Source organism: Phytohabitans sp. LZ39 (genome assembly GCF_059359075.1).
Map to the genome: position 1 here is coordinate 1 of NZ_JCADBM010000049.1, position 15879 is coordinate 15879.

Here is a 15879-nt window from a genome sequence, read left to right on the forward strand (position 1 = left end):
CGGAGCGCCGGGCGCGGATCGAGGCAGTCGGAAACCAGCTCGTAGCTGCTGGCGGGTCGATCTACCGCCGCGTCGACAACGACGAAGGGTTCTGGCTGATCATGCAGGACCCGGAAGGCAACGAGTTCTGCGTCAACTGATCGAACGACCGCCCTCAGAACGTGTTTGAGAAGGGTCCGATGTGGACTGGCATGGCGGCGTGCGGGGAGCTGCTGAGCCGGCCAGGGTGGTGCGGTGCCGATCCCTCGCCGTGGATACCCGTCCGACCTGACCGACGCCCAGTGGGCGCGGACACCGTCGGAGCCGACAGCCGAGGCTACGACGCGGGGAAGAAGATCAACGGCCGCAAGCGGTTCATCGTCACGGACACGCTCGGGCTGCTGGTCACCGTCTGGGTGCTGGCCGCGTCCTGGCAGGACCGCGACGGCGCCAAGGGCGCCCTGGTGGCCGCTACCCTGGCCGCGCCGTCAATGCGGCACATCTTCGCCGATCAGGGCTTCGCCGGACGGCTGGTCGACTAGGCCCGCGACATCCTCAACACGACGATCGAGATCGTCCGCAAACCCGCCGACCAGCAAGGCTTCGCTGTGCACCCGCGCCGCTTGGTGGTCGAGCGCACGCCGGCCTGGCTGACCGCCTGTCGCCGGCCGGGGAGGTGCCCGAGGACGCCGATGTCGTCGACCTTCCTGGCGTGACGCTCCTGCCCGGACTCGTCGACACGCACGTGCACCTCGCGTTCGACGCTTCGCCGGACCCGATCGGTGCGCTGGCCACGCGGGACGCGGCGGAGACGTTCGCCGCGATGTGTGTGGCCGCGCGGCGGGCGGCGCGGGCCGGGGTGACCACGCTGCGCGACCTCGGCGACGTCGACTATCTGGCCCTCGGCGTACGCGCCGCGGCCCGGGCCGACTGGACGCTGCCCGACGTCCTCGCCGCTGGCGTGCCGATCACCACGCCTGGCGGGCACTGCCACGTCCTCGGCGGTGCCGCGTCCGGTGTCGAGGGCGTCCGCGCCGCCGTCCGGGAACGGCACGAGCGCGGCGTCGACGTCGTCAAGGTGATGGCCAGCGGCGGCAACATGACCGCCGGCAGCCGGCCGGAGGCGCCCCAGTTCACCGCCGAGGAACTGCGCGCGCTGGTCGACGAAGCGCACCGGCTCGGACTGCCGGTCACCGCGCACGCGCACGGCACCGCCGCGATTGTCGATTCGGTCGCGTCCGGTGTGGACAGTCTGGAACACGCCTCGTTCATGACCGCCGACGCGGTCGACGACATACCACACGGGTTGCTCGACGAGATCCAGCGCCGGGGTGTGGCGCTCAGCCTCACGCTTGGGCTGAAGCCCGTCGAGGGCTTCGCCATGCCGCCCGAGATGGCCTCCCGCCGTCCAAAGTTGATCGCCAACGCCACCGCGATGCGCGCGTCCGGCGCCCGCATCGTCGTCGGCACCGACGCCGGGATCGCGCCGATCAAACCGCACGACGTCCTACCGACCGCGCTCGTCCATCTCGCCCAGATCGGTATGAGCCCCGCGGAGGCGCTGCACGCGATCACCGGCCGCGCCGCCGAGGTGCTCGGCCTGGGCGACCGCAAGGGCAAAATCCTTCCTGGGTACGACGCCGACATCCTCGCCGTCGACGGCGACCCGCTGCGCGACCCGGCCGCCATCCACCGGATCCGCGCCGTCTACGTGCGCGGCGCCGCGCTCACCGCGCCGGCGATCCGGCCGTGAGCCGCCGGCTCGGCCCGATCGCCGCGCCGCTGGCCGTCACGCTCGTGGCAGTGGCTCGCAGGACACCGCCTCATGGGCGGTGGAGGCCTAGGTGGCCAAGCTGCGCGCGCTGCTGCCGGACCGCAACCGCTACGGCGTGGACACCGAGGAGGTCACCGGCCAGGTGCGTGTCACCGTGCCGATGCCGATAACGTGCCGGTTATCGGTCGTTGCGATGTTCGCCGTTGATCGCCGCCGCCCTCCCCGGGAGCCTGGGGATGTCACATGACCGGCCGCGCGCAGGTCGCGGCGGTCGGTCCGTTCCACGGGAGGCGATGGCATCTATGCAGTTCACATTGATCGGGATGGCGGTCGCGGCGGAGGACCCCGCCGCGAGTGCGGCGTGGTTCACCGAGCATTTCGGGTTCACGGTTGGTATCGATCTGGGCTGGTACGTGAACACGCAGCACGCCGATCACCCGAACGTGAGCCTGGACTTCGTCCAGCGCGACCACCAGTCGTGGCCGCAGGCGAGCCGTGGCAGGAACGTGGTCGGCACGCTGCTGGCGTTCCTGGTCGCTGATGTGGACGCCGAGTTCGCCCGGCTGGACGCCGCCGGCATGGAGGTGGTCATGCCGCTGGTGACCGAGCCGTGGGGGCAGCGTCGGTTCCAGGTCGCCGGGCCGGACGGACTGCTGGTCGAGGTGCTGCGGATGGTGGCGCCGGACCCGCAGTGGTTGGCCGACCACGGCCTGGCCGGATGAGCCCGGACGTGATGATCGAGACCGAGCGGCTGCGGCTGCTCCCGCTGACCCGGCAACGTGCCGAGCTGATCGTCGCCGGCGACCGCGTCGGGCAGAGCTGGTCGGCCGGCTATCCGCGCGCCGACGACCAGGACGTGGCCCGCCTGTTCCTTGTCCACGATCCCGGCGGCGAGACACTGTTCGGACCGCTGCAAATGGTGGACCGGGATACCGGGCTGGTCATCGGCGGGATCGGGTTCTTCGGGCCGCCCGACGTAGACGGTACGGTCGAGCTCGGCTACGGGGTCGCCCCGGAGGTCGAGGGACGCGGCTACACCACCGAGGCGCTACGCGGTCTGCTGGCGTGGGCGTTCGGCACCGGTCGGGTGCGTCGGGCGGTCGCGGACACCATGCACCACAACGTCGGCGCCCGGCGGGTGATGGAGAAAGCCGGTATGCGCCGCGTCGAAACACCGGAACGGGTCTGCTACTACGAGATCACCGAGATCGACATGTTCACCAGCCTCTACGGGCGGCTCGAACTGAACGCCGTGAGGCGCTGACCCGCCGGTCCGGTCATTGACCAGAAGTGCAGAATCTTCGACTGCGCGCCACGGGGTCGTGCCCGGCTGGCTGCTTTCCGCCGCGTGTCAGCGGCGGCGTCAGGACGGCGACAGCCCGGTGTCAGAGTGGTTGGCCACCGTGGATGCCATGAACGGTTCAGCGATCGCGGCCTCGGGGCTGCGGATGGCCTCGACGTCCAAGCCGGTTCGCGGTCGCGGCGGCGATTGTCCTGCTCGACGAGTGCCGGCTGCGGCTGGACGACCCGGTAGATCGGTGGCTGCCCGAACTCGCCGACCGGCAGGTGCTCAAGCGGGCCGACGGCCCGTTCCGATCGGCCCGGCCGAGAACAGGGGACTCTTCCTTGCTTACTGCCCAACTTTCGCTACACAACGTCACCCGCCGCTACGACGACCACGTGGTGCTGGACGCAGTGTCCTTCACCGTCAAGCCGGGCGAGAAGGCCGGCATCATCGGCGACAACGGCGCGGGTAAGTCCACGCTGTTGCGGCTGCTGGCCGGGGCGGACCGGCCCGACAACGGCGAGGTGAGCGTGGTCGCGCCCGGCGGCATCGGCTACCTCGCGCAATCGCTGGCGCTGCCGCCTGAGGCCACGGTCCAGGACGCGATCGACCTCGCCCTTGCCGACCTGCGCACGCTCGAGTCGCGGATGCGCGACGCCGAGACCGGACTGCGCAGCCTGGCAGGGGCGGAACTCGCGGCCGCGCTGGAGGCCTACGCCGGGCTGGTCGGCCGGTACGAGGCGCGCGGCGGGTACACGGCGGACACCCGGGTTGACATCGCGTTGCACGGGCTCGGCCTGCCAGGTCTGGACCGCACGAGGTTGCTTGGCACGCTGTCTGGCGGGGAGCGGTCGCGGCTGGCCCTGGCCGCCACCTTGGCGTCCCTGCCGGAACTGCTGTTGCTCGACGAGCCGACCAACGACCTGGACGACCAGGCCGTGGGCTGGCTGGAGGCGCACCTGCGGGCGCACCGCGGCACGGTGCTCGCGGTGACCCACGACCGGGAGTTCCTGGATCGGGTCACCACCACGATCCTGGAGGTCGGCGAGGGCAAGGTGGCGCGCTACGGCGACGGCTACGACGGATACCTCGCCGCCAAGGCCGCCGAGCGCCGGCGTCGGCTCCAGGAGTACGAGGAGTGGCGCGCCGAGCTGGCCCGCAACCGGAAGCTGGCTGCCGCGAACGCGGTCCGCCTGGACGCTATCCCGCGCAAGGCCCCGATGGCCAAGTTCGGGCACGGCGCCTTCCGGGCCCGTGGCCGCGACCACGGTGCGATGGGGCGCATCCGCAACGCCAAGGAGCGCGTCGAGCGTCTCACCGGCAACCCCGTCGCGCCGCCGCCCGACCCGCTGGTCTTCGCGGCCCGCATCACCGGCGCCGACAGCCAAGCGCCGGAAGCGGCCGCGGAACTCACCGGGATCCGCGTCGCCGACCGGCTCTACGTGCCGTCACTGCGGATCGGGGGCGCGGAACGGCTCCTGGTCACCGGCCCCAACGGAGCGGGCAAGACCACCCTCATCCGGGTACTGGCCGGGGAACTGCGTCCGGACGACGGAACGGTACGCACGCGCGGCCGGATCGGGCACCTGCGACAGCAGGAAACCCCGTGGCCGCCCAGCCTGACCGTGCCACAGGCGTTCGCCCACGGGCGGCCCGGCGGCCCGGACGAGTACACCGACGAGCTGCTCTCCCTCGGCCTGTTCCGGCCGGCCGATCTGCGGCTGCGCGTGGGCGAGCTGTCCTACGGGCAGCGGCGCCGGATCGAGCTGGCCCGCCTGGTCAGCGAACCGGTCGACCTGCTGCTGCTCGACGAGCCGACCAACCACCTCTCCCCGGCCCTGGTCGAGGAGCTGGAGGAAGCCCTGGCGCAGTACCCGGGCGCGGTAGTCATCGTCACCCACGACCGCCGCATGCGCGCCCGGTTCACCGGCACCCACCTGGAGCTGGACGCCGGCCGCGTCGCGCAGCTCGGGGAAGCCACACCTCTGGCCCACGCCTGCTAGCCGAGACCATGCGCTGGCGGGCCCCCGAGGGCGGCGAACTCGGGCACACGGCTGGCCGACCAACACACGAGACGCCGGGGTTGGGCCGCCGTTCGGTAGGCCGGGGTGATGAGGTATCCGGCTGGTGGTGGTTTGAACGCGGCAGCCAGGGCGCGGCGTGAAGCGGTCCGGCGACGGGCGGCGACCCTGTTCCAGAAGTCCAGACCGACCGCAGAGATCGCTTCTGAGCTGCGAGTTTCGAAGAAATCGGTGCGGGAGCGGTGGCGTCGGTGGATCGCTGGAGGCACGGCGGCGTTGGCCTCGGGGGGGCTAGCCAAGCTCGTCGTGTGCTCGGACGCCGCGAACGCAATAGCACCAAACGGACTGGCCGTCACGAGGCTGCAACCACGGTCGTGACCAAGTCGACGTACCGAATCCGGCCGTACTCGGCCTTTCTCGGCGCGCTCAAGGTCCGTGAGGACGTCGAGGTGGAGATCGAGATCCAGCTGGGACGCTGACCTTACGGTCAACTATGCGGTGCAGGGCGCGTTGTTCAGGGTGAAAGTCGTGGGCGGCGGCTGACTTGCCGTGGATGCGCCGTACATTCCGAACCAGGTACTGCCGCCGGGCGGGATGAGCTGGTTCCAGCGGGCGTTCGATACCGTCACAGCGGCGCTGGTCTGGACGTACGTACCGTTCCACAAGTTCGTGATCCGCTGGTCGCCGGGGAAGGTGAAGCGGACCGTCCACCCGCTGACCGGTGCGGTGCCGTTGTTGTGGACGGTCACCCTGGCCAGGAATCCGGTGTCCCACTGCGACTGCGTGGTGTACGTGACCCGGCAGGTGCTGGGCGAGGCCGTGCTCGGCGACGACGAAGACGAGCTGATTGGCGTCCCGATCGTGCACTGCACCCCGGTCGGCGTCGGGGCGGCGCAGGTGTTCAGCACTGCCGGCAGTCCGATGCCGGCCGCGGCGGGCATCGTAACCAGGGCCGTGCCGGTCACCATCGCGGGAATTGCCGCGACGGCCAGCAGTGCCGGCCAAACACGACGTTGCCGCCGCGAGCGTCCACTCATGCCCTGAGGATCCGGCGCGCATCGGCAACCGTCAAGATAGACAATTATCGAGATGTGGGAATGCGGGGTGATCCATTCGAGGGGATCCGGTGGTAAGCGACCCTCGCGTCGCTGAACGGCCGCGCCGCTGAGCTGGCCTGAAACCGCCACCCATCGGCATCGACGTCTCCGGGCACGAACCCCGTCCGGACTGGGGTGCCGTGCACGCGGTTTCGCCAGGACCGTTTATCCCGGCGGCGGTGCCCTCTGTGGGCGGCGGGAAGAGTGGGTGAGATCCTGCCAGTGATCATGGAGTTGTGACGCTTCACTGGAAGAGATCTCACCCGCGCATCACGGAACCTGAGACGAGGTTATCGCCTCACAGTACAAAGATCCGGACAGTCCCGGACGTGACTCATCTATAGGCAATGTTTACGCCGGGGAGGATGTCCCGCAGGTTGGCGGTTTGTGTGAATGCGGAGACCGACTGGGCCTCCCCGGCGTACCTGTACTGGCCATGGTGGATTCCCAAGGCTGTGTTTCCATAGAACCACGGACCGCCGCTGTCGCCATCCTCTGAAATGTCGGCGGTCATTGTGGCTGCGTTGCACAGTCTGGTCGCCTCAAAATCGGGCGCATCCAACCTAAGGCAGGTGTTTGCCTGCCTTATCGTGCCGCAGACCCCATCGCCGGTTCCGATCCCATAGTGACATGCTGTTTCGCCGACCACCGGGAATCCCACCGTGTGCACGTCGCGATACACGCTGCTATAAGCTCGGAAGCGTGGTGCGATCGACGCTGTAGCATGCCATTGCATATCGCCACGCTCGCACGTGCTGGAGGTGGGGTCACACTCGGCCGCGAAACTCAGGATCCGTTCGCTTCCATAGTGGAGGAAATTTGGGCAATGCCCCGCTGTCAACGTTCCCACCGCCGTCGTTGTGCGCACGGTAAACCCGCCAGTGCAAGACGGGCGGAAGACGTCGCCGTCGCGGGTGTTCAGCCCAGCACCACCGACCACCGTCGTTTCGGCAGTGGCGTCCGGCGGGGTCTCCTTGACGACGAGTTCGACGGGCATGCCGGCCACGTCGACGAGCCCGTCCCGCTGTGTCGGGTACGCCTCACGCACGTCTTTCGCGCCGGTAGCGGAAGCTGTAGCGACGAAGTGGTCCATGGCTGCGTCGTAGCTGACCTCATAGACGTCGGGCGACGCCACATCCAGAAACCGGCTGAGGGACGGCAGGACTTTGGTGAGATCCGCGTTGCTGTACCGACGGTCGCCAACGATACTCACCGGCAGATGGGCCAGCCCGGCTCGGGCCGCATCCATCTGCTGCGGCGAAGCCTTCTTGACATAGACGCGATATATTCCGTCCTCGCGGAGTTCGGCCGCCGCGATGATGCCCGGTGTGACCTCGTTGACGCGTGCCAGCGCCCGGTTCATCTCCCCAGAGCGAGCTTGGCGCGTAAGGATCGCACCGAGCGGCTCACCTGTTCGCTGGGCCAGCCTCTCCAAGTCCTGACGCTCCATTGTCTCCTGCGACGGATCGAGGAACGCTGTCATCTCGATCCTCTCGGCGCGCCCAGCAAGGCTCGCCGCGTCTCCTCCGGCAGAAAGCATCCCTGCGGCCGCCTGCGATGGCGTCGCAAGCAGACCGGCTCCCAGGATCCCAGCGACAGCCACGCCAAATAGTCGGAACTTCAAGAGTCCTCCTTTGCACGTTGCGGTAGCGAGGCCCGGATTAGGCCACGCCTCAACCGCCACCCTGCCGGACGACGATTGCAAAGCAATTGACACGAACAATTGAATGCGCGGCTCGCGAGGCGCCGCGCTCGAGCCGGCCGGTGCCTCGCCGTGAAGCGAGTCGCCATTCGGCACCAGCCGCAGCGCCGGACCGGTGGCGCCGCCGGGCGCCGGGCGCCGCGAACGTATGACGCAACTCCAGCGTCGGTCCGCTCGGCCTGTGGATGTTTATTACCTCCTCCTGGACCAAAGGGGCGCAGGCGTCAGACATCACCGGTCCCCTTCCCGCCCTAGTGCCCATCGATATGACGCCCGCCTCTGCCCAGGTCAGCATGGCGACGAGTTGTTTAGAAGCGGGTCAACGCAAAAACAACACGGGGATGACGCAGGCGCCCCGACCCGACCTGCCAATGGATCCGGATCGCGGCCCGGTGCAATCCCACGCGGCCAAGCGGCGCGACCTGCGACGGCAGGGCTCCGGCAAAGTCGATCGGCCTTGCAGAGATACCTCGAGGCAGACGGGGCGATGTCGCCGGCTTGGCCAAGCCTCGGGGCAGCGATCACTGTGGCGTGTCTGTCGCAGGACGCCACCATCGTCGTGGCCGCAGACGGCGAAGAGGGTCGCGGGTGTGCTCGGGTGGGGGCCGATACTGGGACGATGGTGCGTATTAAGTCAGTAAACTTGCATGTCGAGGACCTTTATCGAGCGGCTGGATTCTGGACGGCCGCGCTCGGCTACGAGGTGCGCAGCGGCGAGGTCGGTAACGAATCACCGGTTCTGGTGCCGAAGGATGGTGCCGCTGTGGCGATCGTGCTGGATACCGACGACGGGACGCACCTGGACCTGTCAGTCGCCGATCCGGCGGAGCAGCAGGCCGAGGTCGAGCGGCTCATCTCCCTGGGCGCTCGCCGCGTTGCGTGGGACTATGCCGACGGCGCCGACCACGTGGTGCTCCTCGACCCGGAGGGCAATCTGTTCTGCGTGGTGGTTGACGGGGGCCAATGATTGTTTCCGAGTGTGTTACCAGGTGCCGGGCAAGTTATGGCAGCGCGTGGGCAAATCGTCAGACGATGCCGAGGACGGTGAGTGGGCGGCTGCTGTCGCGGGCGTGGTAGCGGTTAGCGGCGGCGATGTTGGTGACGCCGGTGGCGCGTATAGCGCCGATGGCGGCGTTGCGGAGGGCGGCCATAACGTGTGGACCGGCGCCGGTGCGGATCTGGGAGCGGTCTTCGTCGTAGCTCACGTCGCGCCCCCAGTGCACCTTATTCTCGATGTGCCAGTGGCCACGGATCCTGTGTTGGCATCTGTGTGGCGAGCCAAGCGCCGATCACCGCGGTCAGCCGGTCCGGGTCTAGGGCCTGCAACAACCGGCGGATCATGGTCTCGGATGGGCGGCGTCCGGCATCGATGCCTAGTGCGGCCGCGGTCTCCGCCGGCAGGTCAGCGACCCATTCACCGATGGCTGTGTAGGAGCGGTAGCCGGCGATGACCGCGCATACCGCCGCGGTGACCACAACGGCCAGCGCGTGACGAACTCCGCGCCGAGCCCTTGGATCAGGCATGGTGTTCAACGCGGCGAGCAACCCGGCCGCCGACGGTGCGGCGCAGGTTCCGGCCGGTACATCCGACAATGACGAGATCAGCGACGATAGCAACGCGGGCATGGCTCACTTCGGAAAGATCGACAAGGCGTAGGAACCTCGATGATCTTCTGATCCGGTCATGCCCGCCCGGCCGTCACCAGCAAGGGCGCGTCTACACCAACCCACTCAAGCCGGACACCTCACGACTTTGCCGAGGCCCTGCCTGCGACGGCAAGTAGGAACAGTCCTGACGCTGGACCTCGGCTGGCTCGGCGCCGTGCAAATCGCGGTCGCGACGACAAGCCAACCCCGCGACCGGGCACCATCGCGGACCCGGATCAACCGGCTCGACGACTGGACCGGCATCGGGCCGCGACAGCCCCCGCCAACCGTCCGTTGTCGGGTGGTCACCAGCGCCGGTAGGTGCGATGGCGGTTGTCTGTCCGGCGGTGGTTGCCGACCAGGCGGCTGGTGGCGAACCCGCCCGCAGCCGGTCGATGTAGAGACCTTTCGGAGTCGGGGTGGCTTCGACCCCTATTTAGACAGAGATTTGAGCTACCGCGATGTCCGTCGTGGTCCAGACCGTTGCTCCCGCGGCCTCACCCGTCCGCCGTTGGTCGCGCTCACCCCTGCACGCAACCGGCCGGCAGGAAAGAGGGCGGGGTGACGGAGCTCGTGCCAGGCGGTGGTCGACGTTTGTCCACAATGCCCGTTCCCGGATCGGCGATCCGGAAAAGCAACGGGGTTGTCGTCGCCGCGTGTAACCGCCACGAGGGTATGAGCGGCGCGAGGCTCGAGATCCAGGAGAGTTTGGGCGCCATTTCAACCCTAAATCTCCTAGATCTCGAAGTCTGGTCCCGTTGGCTGGTGACACTGCGTCAGGACGGCGCAGGTGAGGCCACCCAAACCCGCTCGGGCTTGTCTCGCGGACCTGGCAGTGGACGGCCGGGGGGTTCGGCGAGCGCTGCGAGCCGCCGGCCGGGAGCGGTGCCCGCGGGAGCATACGGTCCGCAGCTGACGCGGACGTGGGCAAATATGGCTTGAAGCAACGCCACGACGAGCGGCGACCCCGACCCCGAAAGGGCTGTAGATCTGGTCGCCCTCGCGATGGCCGCTCTGATGACGCCCCTATCATCAGCCGATCAGAAGCGCCTGCACACGAGGGGTTCACCGCGCGGCTATTCGACCTAGAGGCCGGCGTCGCGGGCCTTCGCGATGGCCTCGGCCCGCGTGGTGGCGTCCAGCTTGGACAAGATCGTGGAGACGTAGTTGCGGACGGTCTTGGGGCTCAGGTGGAAGCGCTCGGAGATGGCGGTGTTGGTGTAGCCGGCGGCGAGCAGCTCCAGGATCTCGTGTTCGCGGCTGGTCAGCGCCGGAAACAGCGGCGCGGGCGCGGGGCGGGCGCCGGCCAGGTGGTTGGTGACGTGCTGGGCTGCGGCGGAGCTGAAGATGGCCTCGCCCGCCGCGGCCGCGTGCACTGCCCGCAGGATCTCCTCGCGGTCGGCGCCCTTCACCAGGTATCCGCGCGCGCCGGCCCGGATCGCGGCGAGCACCGAGGCGCTGTCGTCGAACATCGTCACCACCAGCACGTTGACCTCCGGCGACGCGGTCAGGATGCGCCGGGTGGCCTCGACGCCGTTGAGGCCGGGCATGGTGAGGTCCATCAGCACCACGTCGGGCCGGAGATCGCCGGCGAGGGTAACGGCCTCGTCGCCGCTGCCCGCCTCGCCGACCAGCTCGACGCCTGGGTCGGAGCCGAGCACGGCGCGCAGCCCGTACCGGAACATGGGGTGGTCGTCGGCGAGCAGGATCCTGATCACAGGCTCAGTCTCCCTCCGGGTGGGTGCGCAGCGGCAGCCGCGCCGTGACCGTGGTGCCGCGCGACGACGAGTCGACGGTGAGCGTGCCGCCCAGCTCTTCGGCCCGCTCGCGCATCGAGGCCAGGCCCACGCCCGCGGGCGTGGAGCCGATCCCGCGCCCGTCGTCCACAACGGACACGGTGAGTGCGGCGCCGTCGACGGCCAGCGACACCACGCAGGTTCCGGCGCCGGCGTGCCGCACCACGTTGGTGAGCGCCTCTTGGACGATGCGGTACACCGCGACCTCGACGGCGGCGGGCAGGTCGGGCAGTGGCGGCACTTCCGCGGTGACGTCGAGCCCCTGCGGCCGGTACCGCTCGCGGAGGTCGCCCAGCGCCGCCGCCAGCCCCAGCTCGTCGAGCACGGGCGGGCGGAGCTGGCGGGCGAGGCGGCGTACCTCGTCGAGGGTCTGCCGGCTGTGCGCGGTGAGGTCGCGCAGCAGCCCGTCGGCGGCGGCCGGGTCGGTGGCGAGCAGGGAGCGGGCCGCCTCGATGGTGAGCGCCTGCCCGCTGAGTGCCGGGCCGAGCGAGTCGTGCAGGTCGCGGCGGATGCGGCGGCGCTCCTCCTCGCGGGCGGCGACGAGGTCTTCGCGGGTGCGCTGGAGGTCGCCGGCGAGCTGGCGGGTGCGGGCCGACTCCTGGGCGGCGTACAGCGCGGCGCCGCTTTGCCCGGCCAGATCGGCGAGCAGCCGCCGGTCGCCGGCCGAGAGTTGCCCGCCGACGACGAGGTCGCCCACCGTCTCGCCCCGGTGCTGGAGCGGGAACCGCTCGGCCCCGGCGGGCGCGACACCACGGGAGGCGACGACGCCGCCGTCGACGTCGACAGCCACGTAGGGAGCCTTCAGCGCCCGCGCCACCGCTTCCACGATCGCCGGCGCCACCGCTTCCGGCCGCACCACACCGGCCAGCTGGCGGCCGAGGCGGGACAGCACGCCGTACGGGTCGTGCCGCTCGCCGTACACCAGTCTGTTGACGCGGCGCTGCACCTGCTCGCGCAGCGGGCTGAACGCGACGGCGACCAGCCCGGTCGCCACCAGCGGGAGCGCGACCGGCCCGCCGCCCCGCCACAGCGCGCCCACGCCGCCCACCACGAGCGCGTACGTGCCGACGACGAACGCGGTCAGTACCCCGTACACCAGCGTGCGACTGATCACCACGTCGATGTCGAAGAGCCGGTGCCGCACGATCGCGACGGCGATGGCCGCGGGCAGGGCGGCGGCCATGGCGTAGGAGACGGCCATGAGGCCGGTGTACACCGCGAGGCCACGCTGCGTCGCCTCGTCCTGCACCGCGCCGAGCGGTGTGGCGACGAGTGCCACGTTGTACGCGAAGCGGAGCGCCACCGCGCACAGCACCCACCGGATCTGGAGGCGCTCGACAGGGCCGGAGACGCGCGCGTACCGGTACACCTGAGCCGCGACGCAGCTGCCGAAGAGCAGCAACAGCAGGGCAGCCGGGACCGGACCCTCCCCTGTGGAGTCGAACGCCACGACGGCCGCGAGCCACAGCGCCCAACCCACCGCCAACCACCGGCTCCACTGTGGAACGAAGCGACCGTCCGGGAAGACGTATGCCAGCGGGAAGAGCGCGATCCACGCCACGCCCTGGGCCAGCGCGAGGGGGTCGGCGACCGCCGGGTACAGCTCGCCCACCACCAGCGGCACCCCGCCGCCGGCGGTGGCGAAGAGGACGAGCACGAAGACGAGGTACAGCCGGAACCACGACAGCGCACCGCGCAGGACGAACCACGCCGCCACCACGCTCGCCGCGACAAGCAGCAGCTCCAGGAGGATGAAGTAGCCGGCGAACCAGCCGACCGGCACACCCCACCCGGCCAGCACGGCGCGCAGCTGGCCCGCCGTCCAGGCGCCGTCCGGCGCCACCCACAGCGGGAGCAGCTCACCCGCGTGCGTGGCCCACAGCACCAGCCCGGCGGCGAAGAGCGCGAGCAGCACGCCAGTGGCGGCGAGCACGACCGCGCGACCGATGCGCAGCGTGTGCACACCGGTCGCCGCGTCGGCGGTTTCGACGGTCACGGCCTACTCACACCGAGGACGGTACGCGGCGGCGGAGCAGCCCGACCCCCAACACGACCCAGAAGAGCGCGACCATGAACGGCGGCAGCCCCCGGGTCGCCACGTCGAGTACGAGCAGCGCGCCGGCGAGGATGGCGACGACCAGCCCGGCCCGCCGCAGCAGCCCGCTGGTGCGCAGCGCGACCGCGGTGAGGATGGTGGCGACGGTTGCCGCCCAGATCGAGGCGTAGCTGGCCACGAGCGAGGCCTCGTACGCTGCGTTGTCGCCCAGGCGGGCCTCACCGAAGCCGGCGGCGACCTCGCTCAGCACCAGGTTGGCGAGGATGGCGACCGCCGCGACGGCGACAAAGACCTGCGAGGCGGTGGCGAGCCGGCCGCGCAGGAGGCGGTTGAGCGGGTAGAGGGCGGAGAGGCCGAGGAGCACGGCGATCGCGTACACCGGCCACATCAGCGCCCACCCGACCCGGATCCCGTCCATCTGGTCCGGGGTGAGGTCGGCGGAGTCGCTCACCCCGGTGCCCGACATCGTCGCGACGACGGCGACGAGCCAGGCGACGAAGGCCAGCGGCGAGAGGGCGAGCTTCCAGGCCGGCCGCCGGATCGCGGCGGTGGTATCGGTGGCGGTGGTCGATTCGAGCAACATGGTGGTCTCCAAAAGCGCGGTGGCTGTTGGAGATCACGCTCCCGATCCCACCGTCCCGGGCACCAGGGACGCCAGGTCCTCTTCTGCCCGGCCCACGATCCGCCGCATTGGCAATGCCCCGGTCATCACCGCTGGCGCTCGCCGTCGGGCAGGATGGCCTCGCCCGCGGCCGCGGCGAGCTGGAAGCGTTCCAGGCCTGGATGTCCGGACGCCATTCCCACAGCAGCCTCGCATTCTGGTCGCTCGTCATCGAGGAGACATTCGGCGCCGGGACAACGCGACAACCCATAGTCACTGACGACGACCACCAGTTGGCCATCGCCAAACTCTGCCTGCTCCTTCGCGAGTTCCTCGGGCTGTCCACGAACGATCGCCGGTGAAGGCATCGCATCCCGCGCGCGGTCAGCGGCCCACCAGCGCGACCTGCGGCCACTTGAGCCGTATCTGCGGGGCCAGCGGCTCGCTGTCGGTGTATCAAGCCGTGTCATGCTGTGCGAGTCTTCGCATCGCCCGCCGCAGGTAGGCATCGACCTCGGTCCGCCGGTAGCCACGCGGCCGCTTGTCGAACGCCGGGCCGGCGACCAGCTCCTCCCTTACCGCCAGGCGCGAAGCCGCGCCATCAGGCGACATGGCTGCCTCGACGCGCCGTACCAGCGGGTCGACCTGGCCGATGTCATAGCCGTACAACACGACCTCGAACCCGGGCGCGACCCGCGGTGTCAGATCCTGCCGCTCGACAACCCGATGCCGTCCATCGGAGTACCCCGCGACCGCCGCCACCAGATCTGGCGAGCCGACGTCCGGAACCATCAGCGTGCCACCGTCCCCGCCCGGCCCGCCGTCCCTCAACTCGACGCGTAGCGCGGGCCGGGCCAGCCCGGCCTGCCAGGTGCCAGCGAGCCTGAGCGCATCGACGGCGTGCCACGGCACGTAAACATAAGTGCGGACGCGCCGGCCCTGCCGAGCCACCACATGTATATGCAGGCCGTCAAGCCCCACGCGCAGCACCGGCGGCTCAGGGAGCCGGTAGTTTCGCAACCGAATCGGCATCGCGAGCGTCACCGCCGCGAGCAAGACACCCAAGCCCCCGCCGTACGCCACACCAGAGGCACCCCCGACCACGGAACCTATGAGACAACCGAACCCCACGCCGGCGATCGCCGCCCCGCCGAACCAATGCGGCCACGAGATAGGCGCAACGTCGTTACCGCCGAACTCGATACCACCATGAGGCAGGGAGCGATCGACCACCAAAGCAGCGTAACCACAGCCGCCTAGCTGGACGAAAACTCCTCATCCGCCGTGCAGCTCGATACGACAGGCACCGTTGTGGACCACTGCCCGGGACGGTGCGGGTACGCGTCCCGCGTGAGCACCTGGTGGCGATCAGCGGCGTCGCGCTCCTACCATCCGCGGCGACGGCACCCCTCCTCGGCCTGGTGAACGTCCGGCTCTTCAACGATGCTGACCGCCCCGGCCACCTGCTGATGGACACCCTCGGCCTGCATGCCCTCGGGCTACCCGACGTACAGGATCTTTCGGGGTCAGGGTCGCCGCTCGTCGTGGCGTTGCTTCAAGGCATATGTTGCCCATGTCCGCGTCAGTGGCGGACCGTATGCTCCCGCGGGCACCGCTCCCGGCCGGCGGCTCGCAGCGCTCGCCGAAATCCCCGGCCGTCCACTGCCAGCTCCGCGGGACAAGCCCCGCCGGGGTCTTCGCGGAGCCTACCTGCGCCATCCTGACGCAGCGTCACCAGCCAAACGGGCCAGACTTCGAGATCTAGGAGACTTTAGGGTTGAACTAGCGCCCCAACTCTCCTAGATGTACTGCCCACGGACGTTGGTGACACGGGGATCTTGATTGGGTGAGGACCTCCTCGGTAGGTGTGGAGCTACCACAACAGCCGCACCATCCGAGGGAGGTCCTCGTGCCCCACCGT

Annotated in this window: 19 protein-coding genes; 11 read left to right on the forward strand and 8 right to left on the reverse strand. The window is 69.7% G+C overall.

Features of this window, described 5'->3' with window-relative positions:
* The first annotated feature begins 17 nt into the window (after positions 1 to 17).
* From AC5L36_RS44940 to AC5L36_RS44975, 8 genes are all read left to right on the forward strand, one after another.
* Positions 18 to 140: a VOC family protein gene (locus tag AC5L36_RS44940; protein WP_441225230.1), complete on the forward strand. Its 123-nt coding sequence runs from the start codon at positions 18 to 20 to the stop codon at positions 138 to 140.
* Positions 141 to 281: 141 nt separating this feature from the next.
* Complete coding sequence (locus AC5L36_RS44945; protein ID WP_441225200.1) at positions 282 to 521, forward strand: transposase; 240 nt, start codon at positions 282 to 284, stop codon at positions 519 to 521.
* Between the two features lie 134 nt (positions 522 to 655).
* A complete protein-coding gene (locus tag AC5L36_RS44950) occupies positions 656 to 1732 on the forward strand; it encodes a metal-dependent hydrolase family protein (protein ID WP_441225202.1) in 1077 nt (358 codons plus the stop codon).
* A 91-nt stretch (positions 1733 to 1823) separates the two neighbouring features.
* Complete coding sequence (locus AC5L36_RS44955) at positions 1824 to 2000, forward strand: hypothetical protein (RefSeq protein ID WP_441225203.1); 177 nt, start codon at positions 1824 to 1826, stop codon at positions 1998 to 2000.
* Positions 2001 to 2055: 55 nt separating this feature from the next.
* A complete protein-coding gene (locus tag AC5L36_RS44960) occupies positions 2056 to 2475 on the forward strand; it encodes a VOC family protein (RefSeq protein WP_441225204.1) in 420 nt (139 codons plus the stop codon).
* Entirely contained in the window at positions 2472 to 3017 is a 546-nt protein-coding gene (locus AC5L36_RS44965) for a GNAT family N-acetyltransferase (protein WP_441225206.1), read from the forward strand. The genes AC5L36_RS44960 and AC5L36_RS44965 overlap by 4 nt, the downstream gene beginning before the upstream one ends.
* A gap of 362 nt (positions 3018 to 3379) precedes the next feature.
* Positions 3380 to 5041: a TlrC/CarA/OleB/SrmB family ABC-F type ribosomal protection protein gene (locus AC5L36_RS44970; RefSeq protein WP_441225207.1), complete on the forward strand. Its 1662-nt coding sequence runs from the start codon at positions 3380 to 3382 to the stop codon at positions 5039 to 5041.
* A 108-nt stretch (positions 5042 to 5149) separates the two neighbouring features.
* Entirely contained in the window at positions 5150 to 5437 is a 288-nt protein-coding gene (locus AC5L36_RS44975) for a helix-turn-helix domain-containing protein (RefSeq protein WP_441225208.1), read from the forward strand.
* A 113-nt stretch (positions 5438 to 5550) separates the two neighbouring features.
* On the opposite strand, the gene AC5L36_RS44980 is transcribed toward AC5L36_RS44975, so the two are convergent.
* Together AC5L36_RS44980 and AC5L36_RS44985 are read right to left on the reverse strand one after the other, a co-directional pair.
* Positions 5551 to 6096 (reverse strand): cellulose-binding domain-containing protein, encoded by a 546-nt coding sequence (locus AC5L36_RS44980; protein ID WP_441225210.1) that lies wholly within the window; start codon positions 6094 to 6096, stop codon positions 5551 to 5553.
* Between the two features lie 394 nt (positions 6097 to 6490).
* Complete coding sequence (locus AC5L36_RS44985) at positions 6491 to 7780, reverse strand: S1 family peptidase (RefSeq protein ID WP_441225212.1); 1290 nt, start codon at positions 7778 to 7780, stop codon at positions 6491 to 6493.
* Between the two features lie 721 nt (positions 7781 to 8501).
* Here AC5L36_RS44985 and AC5L36_RS44990 point away from each other — a divergent pair.
* A complete protein-coding gene (locus tag AC5L36_RS44990) occupies positions 8502 to 8825 on the forward strand; it encodes a VOC family protein (protein WP_441225214.1) in 324 nt (107 codons plus the stop codon).
* A 58-nt stretch (positions 8826 to 8883) separates the two neighbouring features.
* On the opposite strand, the gene AC5L36_RS44995 is transcribed toward AC5L36_RS44990, so the two are convergent.
* Positions 8884 to 9063 carry a hypothetical protein gene (locus AC5L36_RS44995; RefSeq protein WP_441225215.1) on the reverse strand — a complete coding sequence of 60 codons (180 nt, stop codon included), beginning with the start codon at positions 9061 to 9063 and terminating at the stop codon, positions 8884 to 8886.
* 19 nt (positions 9064 to 9082) lie between these two features.
* The gene (locus tag AC5L36_RS45000) at positions 9083 to 9382 is read right to left on the reverse strand and encodes a transposase family protein (protein ID WP_494909974.1); all 300 of its coding nucleotides are present in this window, start codon (positions 9380 to 9382) and stop codon (positions 9083 to 9085) included.
* Between AC5L36_RS45000 and AC5L36_RS45005 the strand changes: the two genes are divergently transcribed.
* On the forward strand, positions 9381 to 9515 hold the full coding sequence (locus AC5L36_RS45005; RefSeq protein WP_441225218.1) for a hypothetical protein: 135 nt from the start codon (positions 9381 to 9383) through the stop codon (positions 9513 to 9515). The two genes, AC5L36_RS45000 and AC5L36_RS45005, sit on opposite strands and share 2 nt — an antisense overlap.
* A 1075-nt stretch (positions 9516 to 10590) precedes the next feature.
* Here the strand turns inward: AC5L36_RS45005 and AC5L36_RS45010 are convergent.
* Genes AC5L36_RS45010 through AC5L36_RS45020 form a run of 3 tightly spaced genes read right to left on the reverse strand, consistent with a single transcriptional unit; the run spans position 10591 to position 13940 of the window.
* Entirely contained in the window at positions 10591 to 11223 is a 633-nt protein-coding gene (locus tag AC5L36_RS45010; protein WP_441225220.1) for a response regulator, read from the reverse strand.
* Between the two features lie 4 nt (positions 11224 to 11227).
* A complete protein-coding gene (locus AC5L36_RS45015; RefSeq protein ID WP_441225222.1) occupies positions 11228 to 13297 on the reverse strand; it encodes a sensor histidine kinase in 2070 nt (689 codons plus the stop codon).
* Between the two features lie 7 nt (positions 13298 to 13304).
* Entirely contained in the window at positions 13305 to 13940 is a 636-nt protein-coding gene (locus AC5L36_RS45020) for a hypothetical protein (RefSeq protein ID WP_441225224.1), read from the reverse strand.
* A gap of 107 nt (positions 13941 to 14047) precedes the next feature.
* Between AC5L36_RS45020 and AC5L36_RS45025 the strand changes: the two genes are divergently transcribed.
* Positions 14048 to 14320 carry a hypothetical protein gene (locus AC5L36_RS45025; RefSeq protein ID WP_441225226.1) on the forward strand — a complete coding sequence of 91 codons (273 nt, stop codon included), beginning with the start codon at positions 14048 to 14050 and terminating at the stop codon, positions 14318 to 14320.
* Positions 14321 to 14414: 94 nt separating this feature from the next.
* On the opposite strand, the gene AC5L36_RS45030 is transcribed toward AC5L36_RS45025, so the two are convergent.
* Positions 14415 to 15191 (reverse strand): DivIVA domain-containing protein, encoded by a 777-nt coding sequence (locus AC5L36_RS45030; protein WP_441225228.1) that lies wholly within the window; start codon positions 15189 to 15191, stop codon positions 14415 to 14417.
* Positions 15192 to 15879 lie beyond the last annotated feature (688 nt).